This window comes from Brevibacillus sp. HD3.3A (assembly GCF_013284375.2).
GTDB lineage: Bacteria > Bacillota > Bacilli > Brevibacillales > Brevibacillaceae > Brevibacillus > Brevibacillus parabrevis.
Genome location: NZ_CP085874.1, coordinates 3,710,920 through 3,728,351 on the forward strand (window position 1 = coordinate 3,710,920; position 17,432 = coordinate 3,728,351).

At 52.1% G+C, this 17,432-nt stretch carries 18 protein-coding genes; all 18 read right to left on the bottom strand.

What is annotated here, in order from left to right:
• Nucleotides 1–114 precede the first annotated feature (114 nt).
• Nucleotides 115–888, bottom strand: a complete 774-nt coding sequence (locus HP435_RS17030) for a nucleotidyltransferase domain-containing protein (protein WP_173598885.1) — start codon at nucleotides 886–888, stop codon at nucleotides 115–117.
• Between the two features lie 93 nt (nucleotides 889–981).
• Nucleotides 982–2,337, bottom strand: a complete 1,356-nt coding sequence (locus HP435_RS17035; RefSeq protein ID WP_173598886.1) for an Ig-like domain-containing protein — start codon at nucleotides 2,335–2,337, stop codon at nucleotides 982–984.
• A gap of 340 nt (nucleotides 2,338–2,677) precedes the next feature.
• On the bottom strand, nucleotides 2,678–3,055 hold the full coding sequence (locus HP435_RS17040) for a YraN family protein (protein ID WP_173598887.1): 378 nt from the start codon (nucleotides 3,053–3,055) through the stop codon (nucleotides 2,678–2,680).
• Nucleotides 3,052–3,342: an EscU/YscU/HrcU family type III secretion system export apparatus switch protein gene (locus tag HP435_RS17045; RefSeq protein ID WP_122965172.1), complete on the bottom strand. Its 291-nt coding sequence runs from the start codon at nucleotides 3,340–3,342 to the stop codon at nucleotides 3,052–3,054. The genes HP435_RS17040 and HP435_RS17045 overlap by 4 nt, the downstream gene beginning before the upstream one ends.
• Nucleotides 3,339–5,270: a hypothetical protein gene (locus HP435_RS17050; RefSeq protein ID WP_173598888.1), complete on the bottom strand. Its 1,932-nt coding sequence runs from the start codon at nucleotides 5,268–5,270 to the stop codon at nucleotides 3,339–3,341. Before HP435_RS17050 ends, HP435_RS17045 begins: the two co-directional genes overlap by 4 nt.
• Nucleotides 5,271–5,305: 35 nt before the next feature.
• Complete coding sequence (locus tag HP435_RS17055) at nucleotides 5,306–6,082, bottom strand: ribonuclease HII (RefSeq protein ID WP_122965170.1); 777 nt, start codon at nucleotides 6,080–6,082, stop codon at nucleotides 5,306–5,308.
• Between the two features lie 67 nt (nucleotides 6,083–6,149).
• Nucleotides 6,150–7,049 (bottom strand): ribosome biogenesis GTPase YlqF, encoded by a 900-nt coding sequence (gene ylqF, locus HP435_RS17060; RefSeq protein ID WP_063227664.1) that lies wholly within the window; start codon nucleotides 7,047–7,049, stop codon nucleotides 6,150–6,152.
• A 29-nt stretch (nucleotides 7,050–7,078) separates the two neighbouring features.
• Nucleotides 7,079–7,642, bottom strand: a complete 564-nt coding sequence (lepB, locus tag HP435_RS17065) for a signal peptidase I (RefSeq protein WP_122965169.1) — start codon at nucleotides 7,640–7,642, stop codon at nucleotides 7,079–7,081.
• 91 nt (nucleotides 7,643–7,733) lie between these two features.
• Nucleotides 7,734–8,081 carry a 50S ribosomal protein L19 gene (gene rplS, locus HP435_RS17070; RefSeq protein WP_049738740.1) on the bottom strand — a complete coding sequence of 116 codons (348 nt, stop codon included), beginning with the start codon at nucleotides 8,079–8,081 and terminating at the stop codon, nucleotides 7,734–7,736.
• A 159-nt stretch (nucleotides 8,082–8,240) separates the two neighbouring features.
• On the bottom strand, nucleotides 8,241–8,999 hold the full coding sequence (gene trmD, locus HP435_RS17075) for a tRNA (guanosine(37)-N1)-methyltransferase TrmD (protein ID WP_122965168.1): 759 nt from the start codon (nucleotides 8,997–8,999) through the stop codon (nucleotides 8,241–8,243).
• Nucleotides 9,000–9,011: 12 nt separating this feature from the next.
• Nucleotides 9,012–9,530, bottom strand: a complete 519-nt coding sequence (rimM, locus tag HP435_RS17080) for a ribosome maturation factor RimM (protein WP_063227667.1) — start codon at nucleotides 9,528–9,530, stop codon at nucleotides 9,012–9,014.
• A 14-nt stretch (nucleotides 9,531–9,544) separates the two neighbouring features.
• Nucleotides 9,545–9,973, bottom strand: coding sequence for a YlqD family protein (locus HP435_RS17085; protein WP_063227668.1), 429 nt, complete (start codon nucleotides 9,971–9,973; stop codon nucleotides 9,545–9,547).
• Between the two features lie 101 nt (nucleotides 9,974–10,074).
• On the bottom strand, nucleotides 10,075–10,302 hold the full coding sequence (locus HP435_RS17090) for a KH domain-containing protein (RefSeq protein WP_005834320.1): 228 nt from the start codon (nucleotides 10,300–10,302) through the stop codon (nucleotides 10,075–10,077).
• Nucleotides 10,303–10,325: 23 nt separating this feature from the next.
• The gene (gene rpsP / locus HP435_RS17095; RefSeq protein ID WP_005834322.1) at nucleotides 10,326–10,598 is read right to left on the bottom strand and encodes a 30S ribosomal protein S16; all 273 of its coding nucleotides are present in this window, start codon (nucleotides 10,596–10,598) and stop codon (nucleotides 10,326–10,328) included.
• A 113-nt stretch (nucleotides 10,599–10,711) separates the two neighbouring features.
• Nucleotides 10,712–12,127, bottom strand: a complete 1,416-nt coding sequence (ffh, locus tag HP435_RS17100; RefSeq protein WP_063227669.1) for a signal recognition particle protein — start codon at nucleotides 12,125–12,127, stop codon at nucleotides 10,712–10,714.
• A gap of 10 nt (nucleotides 12,128–12,137) precedes the next feature.
• Entirely contained in the window at nucleotides 12,138–12,476 is a 339-nt protein-coding gene (locus HP435_RS17105) for a putative DNA-binding protein (protein WP_063227670.1), read from the bottom strand.
• 144 nt (nucleotides 12,477–12,620) lie between these two features.
• Nucleotides 12,621–13,628 carry a signal recognition particle-docking protein FtsY gene (gene ftsY / locus HP435_RS17110; RefSeq protein ID WP_122965167.1) on the bottom strand — a complete coding sequence of 336 codons (1,008 nt, stop codon included), beginning with the start codon at nucleotides 13,626–13,628 and terminating at the stop codon, nucleotides 12,621–12,623.
• Nucleotides 13,629–13,698: 70 nt separating this feature from the next.
• On the bottom strand, nucleotides 13,699–17,271 hold the full coding sequence (gene smc, locus HP435_RS17115) for a chromosome segregation protein SMC (protein ID WP_173598889.1): 3,573 nt from the start codon (nucleotides 17,269–17,271) through the stop codon (nucleotides 13,699–13,701).
• Between the last annotated feature and the right edge of the window lie 161 nt (nucleotides 17,272–17,432).

A 17,432-nucleotide genomic window follows, 5' to 3' on the forward strand; every position in this document is an offset into this window, starting at 1 on the left:
TGATAGTAGCGCCAAGAACGTATATACAACGGCATTATACCAAATAAATGGCGGAGTATCGACAGCGACAATGGATGGAACGTGCTTCTCCCCTGACGTCATTGGACGTTCTCACTACGTGTGCCAAGCTGTTTGCAAATAGCGCCGAAACACACTATCGAGCACAGGCGTACAGTCTTGCTGACGGTCTGTAAACTCCTTGGCATCTTTCGTCAGTCTCTCCAAGCTGCCCTCAATATACTCGTGAATGACGTCGATTCGCGGTTCCATCCGAAGCTCATCTCCCGCCATTTTTCTGCGCAATAACTCATCGATTTCCCGCTTCAAGGCCGAATCGCTCACCATCTCGGATACCAACTGTTGAAACAGGAGCGGCGGATTCGTTTTGTTTTGTTTGATCCATTCGCAAGCGAGGAGCGGACGCAGCACATAAAAATATTTTTTACTTTTTACATGATCGCCTTGCAAATCTTTTCGGTAATTCCCGCTTGCCATGCTCAAGTAATGGTGCATGGCTGTCTTCGGTGAAAACAAATCGCTGCTCAGACGAATAAGCTCATCACGGAAACCGAGGTCATCCTGATAAACGATTTCGGAAGCGAGCCATTCTTGCAGCGCCGGATTCGATTTGCGAAACAGCTTGAGCGCTTTTCGAATGTCCCAGCCGTTTATATCCAAGACTTCATCAATCGGCAGCTCCAGAACATCTCGTTTGTCGTCGATCGATAAATACCACTCCGGCCTGTGAATATAGACAAAGCGCACGTCATAGTCGCTATCCTGCGACGGGAAACCCCAGGCCCGGCTCCCCGACTCGATAGCAAACAATATTTTCAGCGCATGTTCTCTTTCCATCTCCGCCAGCTTTTGCTGGATGACTTCCTTCATCGTCCTTCCCCCCTACTGCTCTTCATTTAGATATGATGATGCAAAAAGCCCGCTGAATCGTCAAGCTTTGATCCAGCGAGCTTTTTTTGGCTGTTATTTTACAGTTACTTTAATTTCAACTTCTTCGCCTTTGTACGAAGCAGTAATCGTTGCTGTTCCTTTTGCTTTCGCTGTTACTTTTCCGCTATTGGATACAGTAGCTACCGAAGACTTGGAAGTACTCCAGCTAGCTTTCGAACCAACGAGCTTTTTGCCGTCATATTTCAGCGTAATCGTTTCTTTGTCGCCTTTTTTCAGGCTCAAGCTGGTGTCGTCTGCCTCCAGCAAATCGCTGCCGCTTTTTGTGCCAACAGTAACCTCGATTTTCACTTCTTCGCCTTTGTAGCTCGCAGTGATAGTCGCTGTTCCTTTGTTTTTAGCAGTGATCGTGCCATCATCATCAACAGAAGCTACAGAGGATTTGGAAGATTTCCACTCAGCTTTGTTTCCTTTGATTTTTTCGCCGTCATAGCGGAGAGTAATGGTTTCCTCTTCGCCTTTTTTCATTTTGAGCTTGGTTTCGCTAGCTTCCAGGTCGCCAGACTCGTCGCCACTGTCAACTTTTACTTCAATCTCGATTTTATAGCCCTTGTATTCTGCTGTAACCGTTGCTGTTCCTTTGCCTTTGGCTGTAATGACGCCATCGTCGTCAACTGTAGCTACAGAGGTCTTGGAAGACTTCCATTCCGCTTTGGAGCCAGCCAGCTTTTCATCCTCATAAGTAAGCTTGATCGATTGACGCTCGCCTTTTTTCAATGAAATTTTGGACTCACTGGCTTCCAGCTTGCCAGATTGATTCGCCGTTACTTTTACGCTAATGTCGACGCTTTTTCCTTTATAGGTGGCAGTGATGACTGTCGTTCCGCTTGCTTTTGCGGTAACAACGCCTCTTTTTACGGTTGCCACAGATTCGTTGGAAGAAGACCAGCTTGCATCGATTCCGTCAATGGTTTTGTTGTTGTATTTTAAAGTGATGGTTTGTTGTTGTCCTTTACGAATGCTGACAGATGAGCTGGAAGCATCCAATGTTGGCTCTTTGGATACCGACGCACGGATACGAATGGATTCGCCATTGTATCGTCCTGTAATGATAACCGTTCCTTCTTTGTAGCCGGACACGATGCCATTATGGACTGTCGCAAGCTTGCTGTTCGAAGTTGTCCAAGCAACAAGCGCTCCGTCCAGTGGTTGTCCATTGTAAGTCAGCTTCAGCTTGTATGGTTGACCGATAGTCACTTCTGCATAATACGAGCTTGCCTCAAAGCCTTTTTCCGATGCTTTTGCCACATAGCTGCTGTTCACAGCTTGCGGAGCCGATACTTGTGCGGAAGCGATGCCTGTCACAGACAGCTGAACCGTAAAAATGGTCGCTACAGCGAGAGAAATGTTTTTCATTGTTTTCATTTTCATCTTTTTACCCTCCACTTTGTTTCCTTCATCAAATAAGACGCACGAGTTGGAAAAATGTCACATCAAAATCATACGTTTTTTAGAAAAACATTTGTTTTTCAAAAAAACTTTTCTTTGACGAGGGGTCTGTGGAGAAGTCGTTGCTCCCTATATGTATCGGCACATTTTCGATGAGCCATTTGCCCGCGAAAAGAAAAAATGCCTTCCAGCCTATGCCTGGAAGGCGAATGATGATGCTTGGAGGAGTTTCATCGCGTCGAGTACAGTACATAGTACGCTGGCAATGCAACGGTTGCTGTAGACATATCCCCATAAAACAGGGTGGCCCGGAGCCCGTTTTTTAAAAGGCATTCATAAAATGCTCAATTACTGGCTCTGACGGCTCGCTTCGGTCGTTGCCGCCAGGGTGAAAAATCGCGACGACATCAAAGCGGAAAGAAGCGATCGGCTGCTGCTGGGCCTGTATGTACGCCATCGCCAGCTGTCGCAGCTTTTGCTTCTTTTTCCACGTCACGGACTCAGCCGCAGTTCCAAAAGTCAGGCTGCTCCGCGTGCGCACCTCTACAAAGACGAGCGTCTTGTCGTCTTGGACAATCAGGTCGATCTCGCCTTGTTTCGTCCGGGTATTTTGCTCGACGATCCGATACCCTTTTTGCGCCAGATAACGCATCGCCAGCTGCTCGCCTTTTTGTCCGAGAAGCCTGCGGCGATCGCTCATCCTTTTGCGCCTCCCTTGTCAAGCCGATACACAAAGGCTAGAATCTCCGCTACAACCTGATACAGCTCGGGAGGGATTTGCTGATCGAGATCAAGCTTTCCCAGCACTTCTACCAAGGAAGGGTCCTCCTGGATCGGGATATCGTTCTCTTTGGCTGTTTTCAGGATGTTTTCGGCAACGAAGCCCTTTCCTTTTGCCACTACTTTAGGCGCTTCCATTACACCTGCCTGGTATTTGAGAGCGACGGCCTGTTTCCGTTTGTTTTCATGGTTGGGGGATTGGTTCATACGCGCACATCCATCCCTCTGTAGTCGGCAAATAGGGTCCCTTTCGCCTGACTGCTTCCTGCTGGCTTGCTTTGCCTGTCAGGAACAGGCTGGATTCGCATGGCGGACAGGTGATAGCCTACATCGTTCAACTGTTGGGCAAACCGATCCTTTGTGCCTTGAGCCAGTGCCTCCAGCCAAGGGGAGTCATTGAAGATTTGCAGGTTCACAATCCGATTGACGATCCCGACGTCAATCATCGTCGTTCCCATGCCTTTCAGCTCCAGGTGGAAAAACAGTCGGCAATTTTCCGGGTCCAGCTTTCCACTTCCCTGCTTCTTCGATTCGATTTGGACAAAAGCGGTCTCTTCCCCTTCTGCCTGGCGAATCGGAATTTGCAGCACGATCTGGGACAGTGCCTGGTTGCTTGGCTGAACCATCATCAGTTGTTGTCCGGTTACTTGTTGCAGCAATTGATCAGCTGCCTCGCGAAGCGCAGCGGGCACTGACTGTGCGGGAACCTGGTTGATCTGCAAAAGCAACGATTTCACTGTCTCGATCTGCTTGTGCGTCCCTGCATCTGCCTGCTGTTGGCCCAGTGCCTGACCCATCAGCCCGCGTTCGTGGTTAATCCCGAGGTGTCGGAACAGTTCCACGAGCGGATTGGAGGATGCTGCACCGGATACATTTGCCGCCACGGCTGGCTGGACAAGCGCAGAGGTCGACTGACCGCTTGCCGTCGCAACGGCTTGCTTGTCAACAGGAGAAAGTCCGGCCGTTTGTCCCGGATTCGCCGCTTGTACATGTGGCGCACCAGACATCTGACTGTTGCCAGTCGCTCCAGCCAGTGCCGTGCCTCCATTGTTCGGCGTTCCCGGCTGTACGGATGGGGCTACAGCAGCAGTCGTTTGTCGAACAGCAGGAGAAATGTCGGGAGCAACCGTCTTCTCCCCTGCCACGAGAGCTTGCGTAGCGCCGGGCAAATTGGTTTGGGCAACGGCACGATCAGCCCCTTGCCCTGTCAAAGCTTGTCCTGTCGCTGTATTCAGTGCGCCTGCAGCTGGAGCAGAGCCGCCAGTGGGCGCTTTTGTCTGCGGATTCGCGATAAGGGTCTGTGGCGCATTTTGACTGGCATTGCTTCCGGCAGCCTGCTGTCCGCCCGTGCTCGCTACTCCACCCTGCGTCACTGGTTTGGAGCCAGCCCCAGCCTCTCCGTTCTCTCCAGCCGCTACCAGCAAAGGCAGCGCCGTCAGCTTTTCCTTCAACTGGCTGACCACTTGACGAATATCCGCACTCGTCACTCCTGCTGAGTGAGCCTGCCCCATAGGAGCCGTCTGGCCCGGCAGTTTGTGCTCGCCACTTGCCTCCTCGCCCAAAAACATCGCGGCTTGCTGCAAAAAATTTTGGATCGTCTGCCCCAGCGGTTTGCCGGACATAAAAGCCTTCAAACCCGCAACCGAATCTGGTGTGAGCGGCAAATTTCGTTTCATTGCCAAAAGAAACGCATCTACTGTACTGTCATCCATCCCGATGCGCTGCGTCACTTGCGAAAATGCCTGAACGACTTCCTTGGTGACAGGCAAATTGGCATTTACCAGCGCTTGGACAATCGCTTTGCTCTCTTTTGTCTCCGTAATCCCGAGCGACCGCATCAAGTTCTCCAGAGAAGCTTCCTTGCCAGGTGCCTCAACAGGCGTATCCAGTACCTTCAAGGTTACGACCCCTGTTGAAGGCTGTACTTGCAGCCATGCCTTTTGACCCGCTTCGAGATTCGCTTCCAGCTTTGCCTGGACCTGCATTCCACCGATCTGAACCAGCGCCATTTGATCGGGATAATGCTTGACGACGGTTCCTTTGAATACTTGTCCTGGCGTCAGCTCCACCGGCTTGACTGTGGCGGAAGGAGTCTTTTGCACAAGGGATGATATAAGTTGCGACGGGGAAAACATACACTTCTCCTCCTCTGGAAAGCGCTCGGTAGTCGTTAGGCGTGCTCTTTCACCCCGGTAAATGTCACGCGGTGAAGAGGGGTTGGCCCGTATGTAGCAATCGCAGCCAAATGCTCCGCTGTGCCGTAGCCGGCATTTTTGTCGAAGCCATACTGCGGATACTGTTTGGCGTATTCCGCCATCATTCTGTCTCTGGTCACTTTCGCCACGATGGAGGCTGCTGCAATCGAGACGCTTTTCGCATCTCCGCCAATGATCGGAATTTGCTTGCACGCGACATCATTCAGTTGTACAGCATCGATCAACAGCACGTCAGCAGGTACTCCGGCATCCTCGATTGCGGCCTTCATCGCTTCCTTCGTAGCGGCCAAAATATTGATGGCATCAATGCGGGCGGCATCGACAATACCGATTCCGACCGCCACGGCATCCCGCATGATCACTTCGTAAAAAGCTTCGCGCGTAGCTACCGGAACTTTTTTGGAATCGTTCAAGCCTGGCAAATAAAAATCGGGCGGCAAGCAAACGCAGCTTGCGACGACAGGTCCTGCCAGCGGCCCTCTGCCCACCTCATCCACTCCAAACACGTGTGAATATCCTTTTTCGTGCAGCGCACGCTCGTATGCCGTCATCTCTGTCCACATTTGCGCGAGCTTGGCCCGACGCGCCATCGCCGCTTCTGCCTGCTTGGCCAGCGCCTGAACACCTGCCCGTTTATCTGCTTGTAAACATTGTAAAAAATCATTGGATATCTCGTCCAACTTTTCGATCGCCATTCGTATTTCTTTTATCGACATATCTGCCAGGTTCATTGACTCATTTCTCCTTCTTACGAAAAAAACCGTCTATCATCTATGGATAGACAGGTTTTCGTGTACGTCAATCGTGATCCGTCAGTGACAGCGGCTTTCCGATCGGCTCGTCCATCTCCCAATCGATCGGACGTTCCACGGAAATCGGGCCGAGCTTCCCTGAGCGCAGCTCTCGCAAAAAGATTTCGGCTGCTTTATCGTAGTCGATGTTGCCGCCAGAGATAAGGCAACCGCGTTTTTTTCCGACTTCCTCCAGCATGGAGACGCGGTCTTCCGGCAGTTCCTTCAGCTTGAAGCGCTCAAGCAAACGCTCTGGATAATAATGCATCATATAGGCGATGACGAACAGAGCTACTTCTGTGAAGTCGATCAGCTCGTCCTTGATCGCGCCACTTGCTGCCAACCGCAGTCCGACCATCTGATCTTCGAACTTGGGCCACAAAATTCCCGGTGTATCGAGAAGTTCCAGCGTGTCGCCCATCTTCACCCACTGCTGCGCCTTCGTGACAGCCGGACGATCGCCGGTCGCCGCTACAGAACGCTTGGACAGTCGGTTGATCAACGAAGATTTTCCTACGTTGGGGATTCCTAAAATCATGATGCGAATCGCGCGTCCCTGCATGCCGCGTTCACTGCGCTTCGCCAGCATCTCGGCCGCCAGCTCCTTGCACAGCTCTGGCAGCTTGTTCACGCCTTTTCCGCTCAAAGCGTCGATCGGCAACGTGCGGATGCCTTGCTTGCGGAAGTAAGAAATCCATTCGTCTGTAGCTTTTTCATCCGCCAAATCGGCCTTGTTCAGCAAAATCAATCGCGGCTTGTCACTGACAATCTCATCAATCATCGGATTCCGACTGGAAAGAGGCAGCCGCGCATCCAGAAGCTCGATAACCACATCAATCAATTTCAGCTTTTCCGTAACTTGCCGGCGAGCCTTCGCCATATGCCCGGGAAACCATTGGATCGTCATGTTGTCTCACCTACCTTGAAGCTATGCTTTTATCTCGTCATGCGAATACTTGCGAACGGCCAAAACGTAAACTCCGCTCTGCCCACTACCGTGCTGACAGCGACAGGACCAATCGCCCTGCTGTCATGGCTGTTGAGCCGATTGTCGCCCATCACAAAAATGTGACCCGCAGGTATCGCTACAGGGGAAAAATCGTTTGTGAAAAACGGCTCGCCCTGTTGTTTCGCTTGTTCTTTATGTTGTGCAAGATATGGTTCTTCAACCAATTTGCCGTTTATGTACAGCTGATCGCCTTTCACTTCGACGGTATCGCCCGCTACAGCGATGACGCGTTTGATGTAATCGCGCGTCTTCTCTGCATGAAACACGATAATATCTCCCGGCTTCGGCTCTTGCAAATAGTAGATGGCCTTGTTTACGACCAGTTTCTCGCTGTTATGTAACGTCGTTTCCATGGACTCGCCCTCGACAATAAACGGAGCGAACAAAAAGGTACGAATGAGAAAGGCGAGAATCAAGGCAATCCCGAGCGCCTTCGTCCATTCCCATAGCTCATTTTTCTTCGTGCGACTGGAGGCTACTTCTTCGCTCATCACTTACGCCCTCCCAAGATAGCTCGTCCAACCCTGTAAATGGAAAAAAGAGGCCTGGCAAGCAGACCAGTCCCCTTTTTAAGCGTTTCGCTTATCGACGAATTTCTTTAATACGAGCTGCTTTACCTACGCGATCGCGCAGATAGTACAGTTTCGCACGACGTACTTTACCATGACGCACGATTTCGATCTTGTCGATCTTAGGCGTGTGTACTGGGAACGTACGCTCAACACCTACGCCGTAAGAAATCTTACGAGCAGTAAATGTTTCGCTGACACCTGTACCGCGACGGCGAATAACTACGCCTTCGAACAGCTGAATACGCTCACGCTGACCCTCGATAACCTTAACGTGTACACGAACAGTGTCACCAGGTCGGAACGCAGGAATATCCTGTTTCAATTGCTCTTTTTCCAATTCACGGATAACTTGGTTCATTTAAATTCCCTCCTTCCGATAGACGTTCTTACTCGTCTTGCCAAATGGTCTCGGTCATCCAGTGGAGCCGAGTCACGAGTAGCGGACCGCCTTAGTCAGCGGGCAAAATTGCCACAAGAAGTATATTAACACAGTAGGCGCTAAACTACAAGGCCCGTTCTAACTTTTTTCCTCTGCGCTTTTCTCCTGCCCCTGTTCCCGCTCCAGCTCGGCTAAAAGCTTTTTCATTTCACCAGTCAGCTCAAGCTTCGAAAGCAAGTCGGGTCGGCGCGCCTTCGTTCTGCGCAGTGATTCCTTCAAGCGCCAGCGCTCGATGTTGGCGTGATGACCGGACAGCAATATATCTGGCACCTTCCAGCCGCGAAACTCGGCTGGCCGCGTGTAGTGCGGATATTCGAGCAGCCCGGTGGAAAACGAATCCTCGACAGCAGACGTCTGGTTGCCGAGAGCGCCCGGCTGCAAGCGAACGACACTGTCGATCACCACCATTGCTGCCAGCTCGCCGCCTGTCAGCACATAATCGCCAATCGAAATCTCATCCGTGACCAGATGCTCGCGAATGCGTTCATCATATCCTTCGTAATGACCGCAAATGAACACAAGATGCTCCTCCTGCGCCAGCTCCTCAGCGAGGCTCTGGTTGTACGTCACACCTTGCGGGCACATGAGGATGACGCGCGGCTTCTTGCCCCCTGGCAGAGCCTCTACCGCCCGAAACAACGGCTCAGGCTTGAGCACCATTCCCCCGCCGCCGCCGTACGGCGTATCGTCGACTGTACCGTGCTTGCTCTCGGAAAAATCGCGAAAGTTGGTGACCTGAAAGTCAACCAGTTCCTTCTCGCGAGCTTTTCCCAAAATGCTGCTGGACAAGACGCCCGCAAACATTTCGGGAAACAGCGTAAAAATGTCGATCCGCATCCGAAGTACCTCCTACAACAAGCCTTCCATCAGATGGCAGACCACGCGTTTGTTTGCAATGTCCACTTCTTTGATGCACTCATCGATAAACGGCAGCAAAATCTCGCCACGCTGCCCTTTTACGACCCACACATCGTTGGCTCCCGGCTGCATCACATCGACGATTTTGCCGAGCGCTTCCCCTTCGTCCGTGACAACCTCGCAACCGATCAGCTGATGGATGTAAAACTCGTCATCTTCCAGCTCCATCAAAGCTTCTTCCGGGATCTTCAGCTCTCCGCCCTTGTATTTTTCGATATCGTTAATGTGGGAATAGCCTTGGAAACTCAAAATCTCAAAGTCTTTATGGGCGCGACGAGTCTCGATTTTCAGTTTCAACGGCGCAGAGAGAGAGGCATGGAACAAAAACAGCTCGTTTCCTTTGCGAAACCGTTGATCAGGGAAATCAGTTGTTGAGGTGACACGTACTTCTCCCTTGAGCCCGTGCGTATTGACCAGCTTGCCCACCGTATAAAACTTTTGGTTGCTCACCGTATCCACTCCTTCTATTCTTCAGCCCGATGGCCTGGCGTCCGCCGAATTTCATGCACACGTCCGTCTTTTATCATGATTTCCGTTCCTGCCATGATTTCATCCCAAATATCGCCTTCCTGAATGGTAACAGGACTTTCCACGGTCTGATAGTCCATCTCGCTTCCCTCGGGAAGGCTCTCTGCCTGTTGCAGGGAAAAAGAGATTTGGGCGATTTTTTCCTTGCGTCGCCGCTCTTCCTGGGCGATCTTTTGTTGCGCGAGCGCATATGTATCCGCAGACTTTTTCTTCGCCTCGGCCAATATTTTTTTCGATTGAAATTGCCATTGCTCCCATTCGTCTCGCTGCTTGCGCAGTTGTCTGCTGTACTTGTCGATCAGCACAGCGCGGGAAGCTTCTGTCATAATGAGTTTGACTTGTACCGACCGAAAAATCGTGAGCATGCCCTGCCACTCCTTTCGACGTATCAGTCCACCATCTCGATTCAAACATCTGGCTATTCTTATTCAACCAAAAAAGACTGGGAAAGCTCCCAGCCTTTTTCTCAGACAATCTCAACCGTGACACGCTTGTCCGTTTCCACGGATGCCGCCATCACGACAGTGCGCAGGGCTTTAGCGATCCGTCCTTGCTTGCCGATAATCTTCCCCATATCATCCGGGTGCACCGACAATTCAAAGACGAGAGTGCGCTCTTTGTCCACTGCATTCACACGAACCTCATTCGGATGATCGACGAGAGCTTTAGCGATCGTTTCGACCAGCGCTTTCATCATCAGACCTCCAGATGACCGACTTATTTGCCGTATTTGGTTTCGTGTACTTTTGCGAGCACGCCTTCTTTGGAGAGAAGGTTACGAACGGTATCAGTTGGAGCTGCACCATTCAGGATCCATTGTACCGCTTTTTCGGTATCAATTTTCACCACTGCCGGTTGAGCAACCGGGTTGTAGTAACCGATTTCTTCAATGAAACGGCCATCGCGAGGGGAACGGGAGTCAGCTACTACTACACGGTAGAAAGGAGCTTTCTTGGAACCCATGCGTTTCAGACGAATTTTAACTGCCATGTTGTGTCACCTCCTGTATGGATCAACGCAAGATGAACATCTGCGTTGGTGCTACTATATCTGAACCATCGCGCTGTCTGACAAGTCAGCGGCGCGAAGAGATCATGCAATGCTTACTTGAACGGTGGTTTGAAATTGAAGGGGAAGTTCATGCCGCCTTGGTTGTTTCCTCCGCCCTTGCCCATGAACGGTAGTCCGAAGCCGCCTTTTTTCTTCGACTTCTTGACCATTTTGTCTGCGGCACCAGAGAATTGCTTCATCATCTTCTTCATTTCCTCGAATTGTTTGATGAACCGATTCACTTCCTGAATGCTTGTGCCGCTGCCGTTTGCAATGCGCTTGCGGCGGTTGGCGTTCAACAGATCAGGATTGGCGCGCTCCGCTTTGGTCATGGATTTGGCGATTGCTTCCACGCGGGCAATCTGCTTCTCGTCCACGTTCATTTTGCCTTTCATCTTGTTCATTCCTGGCAACATGCCGAGAATGTCTTCGAAAGGCCCCAAGTTGCGTAACTGCTGCATGGAATCCAAGAACATGTCGAAGGTAAATTCCCCTTGACGCATCTGGCGCTCCATGTCGCGCGCTTTCTCTTCATCCACAGATGCTTGCGCCTTTTCGATCAGGCTGAGCACATCGCCCATTCCCAAAATGCGGGAAGCCATGCGATCCGGATGGAACGGTTCGAGCGCATCCAGCTTTTCACCCATCGCCGCAAACTTGATCGGCTTTCCAGTGACAGCTTTGACGGACAGTGCCGCACCGCCTCGGGTATCACCGTCGAGCTTGGTGAGAACCACGCCAGTCAGTTCGAGCTGGCTGTTGAAGCTCTCCGCTACATTGACGGCATCTTGACCTGTCATCGAGTCCACGACGAGCAAAATCTCATCGGGCTTGGCAACTTCGCGAATTTGCTTCAACTCATCCATCAGCGCTTCATCGATGTGCAGGCGACCTGCCGTATCGAGAATCACGACATCCAGATGGTTTGTTTTCGCATGTTCGATCGCTTGCCGGGCGATATCAACAGGACTGACTTGATCTCCGAGAGAGAAGACGGGAACATTCAACTGCTCCCCCAAAACTTGCAGCTGCTTGATCGCAGCCGGACGGTAAATGTCCGCTGCCACCAGAAGCGGCTTCTTGTTTTGCTTTTGCAAATACTTGGCCAGCTTACCAGTTGTGGTCGTTTTCCCTGCCCCTTGCAAACCTGCCATCATGATGACAGTCGGCGGGCGGTGCGCCATCGTCAATTGAGCGACATTGCCACCCATCAGGGCGACCAGCTCTTCATTCACGATTTTGATAACCATTTGACCTGGTGTCAGGCTTTTCATGACTTCCTGGCCGACTGCGCGCTCTTTGACGCGAGCGACGAAGTCTTTTACTACTTTGAAGTTAACATCTGCTTCCAGCAGGGCAAGGCGAACTTCCCGCATTGCTTCGTTGACGACTGTTTCGTCAATTTTTCCTCTGCCGCGCAGTTTGTCAAATGCGTTTTGCAGCCGATTGGCCAAGCTTTCAAACGCCATGCGAGCCCTCCTAATCCATCTCTGACAGTTGGTGGAGCAAAGTATTCAGCTCGTCTCTTGTCTCGCTCTCTGCAAGCCCATTTACAAGCTCATTCATTCGTGCCAGCACTTCCATCCGCTTCTCGTGGCGATGTGCCAGATTAAGCTTCTGGTCGTATTCGAACAACTGCTTTTCCGCCCGCTTGATGTGGTCGTAAACAGCTTGTCGACTGACCTCGTGCATTTCCGCGATTTCTCCGAGCGACAAGTCATCCAGATAATACAGCTCCAGATATTCTCGCTGCTTGCCTTTGAGTAACGGTGCATAAAAGTCAAACAAGAGATTGACTTGATTGGTCTTTTCTAACATGAAACCAATCCTTTGCTGTGAGGTACTCGTTTCGAAACTGTAAAGGCTTTTTCTTTACAGCACGTAGATTATAGTACCTAATTCCACACCTAGTGTCAAGCATTTTTGTTGACATCTTTTTTTGACGTTCCAGACATTATGATATTACGCGTTTTCTTGCTCTTCGGCTTCATCTTTTTGAATCAATCCGGCAAACAAGGCGTGTACAAACTGTTCCGGATCGAATGCTTGCAAGTCATCCATCTTCTCGCCCAGACCGACGTATTTGACCGGGATGTTCAGCTCATTGCGGATCGCGATGACGATACCGCCCTTCGCCGTTCCGTCAAGCTTGGTCAGAACGAGTCCGGTCACTCCGGCAGACTGCCCGAATGTTTTCGCCTGGGACAGCGCGTTTTGGCCTGTCGTCGCGTCGAGGACGAGCAAGACTTCGTGCGGAGCGCCTGGCAGTTCGCGCTGCAAAACGCGGTGCACCTTCGCCAGTTCTTCCATAAGATTGACTTTGTTTTGCAGACGTCCAGCCGTATCGCACAAAAGCACATCGACTTTGCGCGATTTGGCAGCCTGGATCGCATCGTAGATGACGGCAGCCGGATCGGAGCCTTGCTGTTGCTTGATGACGTCGACACCGACGCGCTCTCCCCATACTTCCAGTTGCTCGATCGCTGCCGCCCGGAACGTATCGCCTGCTGCGAGCAGCACGTTTTTCCCTTGCTGCTTGAACATGTGCGCCATTTTTCCGATGGTCGTGGTTTTGCCCACGCCGTTAACGCCGACAAACAGCACAACGTTCAGACGTCCGTCCTCGATGTTGAGAGAGCTGTCTGCTGCTTCGTCGTTTTTCAACAAGTTGACGAGCTTCTCGGAAAGGATCGGTTGCAGGTCCAGGGCGTTTTCGATTTTTTGTTTACGCACTTCCGACCGCAAATCGTCGATCAGCTCCATTACGGTGTTGACCCCGACATCGGACGTGATCAAGATTTCTTCCAGTTCATCAAAGAAGTCGTCGTCGATTTTTTTGTAGCGGCGGACGAGGTCCTCCACTTTTTCCACCAGCAAATCTCTCGTTTTCGCCAATCCGTCGGTAAACTTTTGCGTTACCTCTTCGGATTTTTGCACGATCGCGTCACGAAGGCGCTTGAAAAAACTCATGATCATCTTCCTTTGCGGCTATTGTTTTCTCATCCATATTGCGCTTGGGCGCAAGAAATGTCACGCCCCGTTACGAGGCCGACTCCACGAATTTGTCGCTGTCCTCCAGCTTGACGGAAACCAGCTTGGACACGCCGCCTTCCTGCATCGTGATTCCGTACAGGACGTCAGCGCTCTCCATCGTGCCTTTGCGGTGTGTCACGCAAATAAACTGCGTCTGGCGGCTGAAATGCTGCATGTACTCGGCAAATCGGTTGACATTGGCTTCATCCAGCGCGGCTTCCACCTCGTCCAGTACGCAAAATGGCACAGGTTTGACACGCAGGATGGCAAACAACAGAGCCATCGCCGTCAGCGCGCGCTCGCCCCCGGAGAGCAGAGCCAGATTTTGCAGCTTTTTGCCCGGCGGCTGCGCTACGATGTCGATCCCCGTTTCGAGCAGGTTGTCCGGGTTGGACAGAAGCAAGTCGGCGCGACCTCCGCCGAACAATTGCACGAACACATCGCGGAACTGCTCGGAAATCGCTTCAAACGTCTCCTTGAAGCGGCGCGACATCTCCGCGTCCATCTCCTGAATCACCTGGTAGAGCATATCTTTCGCTTCATTCAAATCGGCTTCCTGGGCGCTCAAAAACTGCTGGCGCTCCGAGAGACGCTCGTACTCCTCGATGGCTCCGAGGTTTACGGTGCCGAGCGCAGCGATTTGCTTTTTGATTTTGGCGACGATTTGCGTTTCCTCTTGCAAGTCTCCGCGTGGCGGGTATTTCTGCTTCGCCAGATCGTAGCTCATTTCGTATTCTTCGGAGAGTTTATTCAACAGATGGTCGAGTTCCACCTCACCCCGGTTGACTTTCACTTCTTCCTGGTGAAGCTTCTCTTCCAGACTTTTGACTTCTCTGCGAATTTCTTTTACATGTACTTCAACCTGCTCTTGTTTGTGGAAAAGGGTCGCCCGCTCGTTGCGCCGCTCGGAAATCAGCCCGGCTACCCGCTCTTTGTCCTGGCGCAACTCCGCGATGCGCTGGTCCAGTTCCAGTCCTGACGATTCATTCGTCTGTTCCAGCTCGTCGAGAGCAGCCAGATTCGCATTTTGCTCCTCCCACTCGCGCTGAAGCAAGCTTTTTTGTTCCAACAAGCGCTCCGTTTGCTCCAGTCGGGATTGATGCTCCTGCTTCACCTGGGCGTTCAATACTTTGAGGCTGGTAATTTTCTGATTCATCTCTTCTTTTGATTCCAGCTGCTCCTGACGCTTGGCTTCCGCCTCGGCAATCAGCGCATTCAGCTGCTGTTCCTCTTGTTCCAGCACAACGAGGGAGGCTTGCAATTGTTCCTGCTTCTCGGAAGCTTCTTCTCTTTCCCGCTGGTAAGCGGCGATGTCCTGCTCAACCAGCTTGGCCCGCTCGCCCAGCGAACGCCCTTCTGCTTCCGCCTGCTGCAACAGGCCCTTGACTTCCTGCTCCTTCAACCGCAAGGCTTCCCCTTCCGAGCGAAGCGTTTCTTGCTCTTCTTCCATACGGCCAAGCTCACTGGTCAGTTGCTCCATTAGCGTAGTATGTCCAGAAATTGCCTCTTCGATTTCACGCATCTGCGCTTCCAGCTCATCTGCCTGCCGATTGCGGCCGAGAAGGTTGGTGCTGTTTTTCTTCAGCGCTCCCCCTGTCATCGAACCGCCTGCGTTGACAATATCCCCTTCGAGCGTAACGACGCGATACCGATAGCCGAGTGTACGCGCGACACGGTTGGCCTGCTCCAATTTTTCCGTAATGATGACATTGCCGAGCATGCTCTCCAAAATCGGGCGGTACGTTTCCTCAAACGAAACAAGCTCGCTGGCGATCCCGACAACGCCGCCTTCTTTTGCCAGCTGCTGCTTGTCTTGTGCCTGCAAGGTGCGCGGCCGAATGACATCCAGCGGCAAAAAGGTAGCGCGGCCTGCATTGTGCTGCTTCAAATAAGCAATCGCTGCGCGCCCGGCTGCCTCGTCGTCCACGACGACATTTTGCAATGCCCCGCCGAGCGCAACTTCAATGGCTGTCTCGTATTGCTGCGGCACGACGACCAGCTCGGCTACCGCACCGTGGATTCCTTTGAAGCCTCGCTCACGGGCTTTGAGAATTTCTTTTACCCCTTGCTGGAATCCGGCAAATTCGGACTGCATTTCCTTGATCAGATCGAGTCGCGACTTGGCCGCTTCCCTGCGCTGTTCGGACTGGCGAAGCTCCCGGCGAACCTGCTCCATCCGGGCTTGTCCGTCGCGCAGACCGTCCAGCAATTGCTTGTACCTCGCCACCGTATCTTGTATCGTTTGCTCGATTTTGGCCAACCGCTCTTGCAGTTCGGCGATTTTGACCTGACGCTGCACTTCTTCGAGATCGAGCTGCTCTTTTCCAGACAGCTGACGGTCGACACGCGCCTGAGAAGTTTGCACCAATTGCTGCTGGTGACGAATTTCGTTGCGCAGGTTCGCCATTTCGTTGAGCTTTTCAAAATAGTCGCCTTTCAAGCGCTCCACGTCATCCGTCAACGATTGCACCATGGCGAAAAACTGGCCTTCGGCTTCCTGCAAGGAGGCATGGGCCTCTGTCATTCGCTGCTCCGCTTCCTGCACGCGCTGCTTTTCTTCTGCAAGCTCTGCTTCGAGCGCATGCTGCTTTTCCGTCAGCTTGTGCATTTGCTCCATCGTCTGCTGGCGATTGGCACTCAAGTTGCGCATCCGCTCGCGCAATACTTCGCGCTGGCCTTCTACTTTTTCGGTTTCCTCGCTCACGGTCAAAAGAACTTGCTGCAACTCCTCAATCGACTGGTCGATTTGCGTGACAGAAAAGCGGGCTTGCTCCAAATCCGCTTCGTGCTTGCTCGCTTCCGTCGTTTGCGTAATCAGTTGCTCGCGCAGTTCCTGCACACGCTGCGAGGCAGCCTCCCACTTCGTATGGGCCGCCTCGATTTGTTGCACGTACAGAGCCACTTCATGCTCGACCAGCTTGCGGTGCAGCTCCTTGTAGGTTTTCGCCGTCTCGGCCTGCTCCTGCAACGGTCCAATCTGCTCCGTGATCTCGCTGACGATATCGTGGATGCGAATCAGGTTTTGCTCCGTGTCGTCCAGCTTCTTCTCGGCCTCTCGCTTGCGGGTCTTGTACTTGACGATTCCCGCTGCCTCTTCAAAAATTCCCCGGCGATCTTCCGATTTGGTACTGAGGATTTCTTCGATTTTTCCCTGACCGATAATGGAATACGCTTCTTTTCCCAGACCCGTATCCATAAACAGCTCCATAATATCTTTCAAGCGGCACGATCGGTTGTTTATGTAATACTCACTGTCGCCAGAGCGGTACACTCTGCGCGTAACGGAAACCTCCGAATATTCCACATCAAGCGAGCGATCGGTATTATCCAAGGTTAATGTCACTTCAGCAAAATTCACTGGCTTGCGCTTGTCGCTGCCCGCGAAAATGATATCTTCCATCTTCGCCCCGCGCAGCGATTTGGCGCTTTGTTCCCCGAGCACCCAGCGAATCGAGTCGGAAACGTTGCTTTTGCCGCTTCCGTTCGGGCCGACTACTGCTGTCACTCCCGGTACGAACTCCAATTCCGTCCTGTCGGCAAAAGATTTGAATCCTGCCAGCTCCAGACGTTTCAAATACATACGTACGATCCTCCTTACCAAACCCCACCCTGTTTGCTCGCCACCTGCTGTTATCCGCCGAATCCGGCAAAACACGCGGCCCAGATTGGATGGGTACCCGAAAAGAGCTCCTGCATGAGACAGGAGCTACTCCACTGCGAGGTTTCTTGGGTCTTTCCCCG

Coding starts and splice junctions, on each gene's coding strand:
- HP435_RS17030 (WP_173598885.1), bottom strand. CDS start 888: ATGAAGGAAGTCATCCAGCAAAAGCTGGCGGAGATGGAAAGAGAACAT.
- HP435_RS17035 (WP_173598886.1), bottom strand. CDS start 2,337: ATGAAAATGAAAACAATGAAAAACATTTCTCTCGCTGTAGCGACCATT.
- HP435_RS17040 (WP_173598887.1), bottom strand. CDS start 3,055: ATGAGCGATCGCCGCAGGCTTCTCGGACAAAAAGGCGAGCAGCTGGCG.
- HP435_RS17045 (WP_122965172.1), bottom strand. CDS start 3,342: ATGAACCAATCCCCCAACCATGAAAACAAACGGAAACAGGCCGTCGCT.
- HP435_RS17050 (WP_173598888.1), bottom strand. CDS start 5,270: ATGTTTTCCCCGTCGCAACTTATATCATCCCTTGTGCAAAAGACTCCT.
- HP435_RS17055 (WP_122965170.1), bottom strand. CDS start 6,082: ATGAACCTGGCAGATATGTCGATAAAAGAAATACGAATGGCGATCGAA.
- ylqF (WP_063227664.1), bottom strand. CDS start 7,049: ATGACGATCCAATGGTTTCCCGGGCATATGGCGAAGGCTCGCCGGCAA.
- lepB (WP_122965169.1), bottom strand. CDS start 7,642: ATGAGCGAAGAAGTAGCCTCCAGTCGCACGAAGAAAAATGAGCTATGG.
- rplS (WP_049738740.1), bottom strand. CDS start 8,081: ATGAACCAAGTTATCCGTGAATTGGAAAAAGAGCAATTGAAACAGGAT.
- trmD (WP_122965168.1), bottom strand. CDS start 8,999: ATGCGGATCGACATTTTTACGCTGTTTCCCGAAATGTTTGCGGGCGTC.
- HP435_RS17085 (WP_063227668.1), bottom strand. CDS start 9,973: ATGCTCACGATTTTTCGGTCGGTACAAGTCAAACTCATTATGACAGAA.
- HP435_RS17090 (WP_005834320.1), bottom strand. CDS start 10,302: ATGAAAGCGCTGGTCGAAACGATCGCTAAAGCTCTCGTCGATCATCCG.
- rpsP (WP_005834322.1), bottom strand. CDS start 10,598: ATGGCAGTTAAAATTCGTCTGAAACGCATGGGTTCCAAGAAAGCTCCT.
- ffh (WP_063227669.1), bottom strand. CDS start 12,127: ATGGCGTTTGAAAGCTTGGCCAATCGGCTGCAAAACGCATTTGACAAA.
- HP435_RS17105 (WP_063227670.1), bottom strand. CDS start 12,476: ATGTTAGAAAAGACCAATCAAGTCAATCTCTTGTTTGACTTTTATGCA.
- ftsY (WP_122965167.1), bottom strand. CDS start 13,628: ATGAGTTTTTTCAAGCGCCTTCGTGACGCGATCGTGCAAAAATCCGAA.
- smc (WP_173598889.1), bottom strand. CDS start 17,271: ATGTATTTGAAACGTCTGGAGCTGGCAGGATTCAAATCTTTTGCCGAC.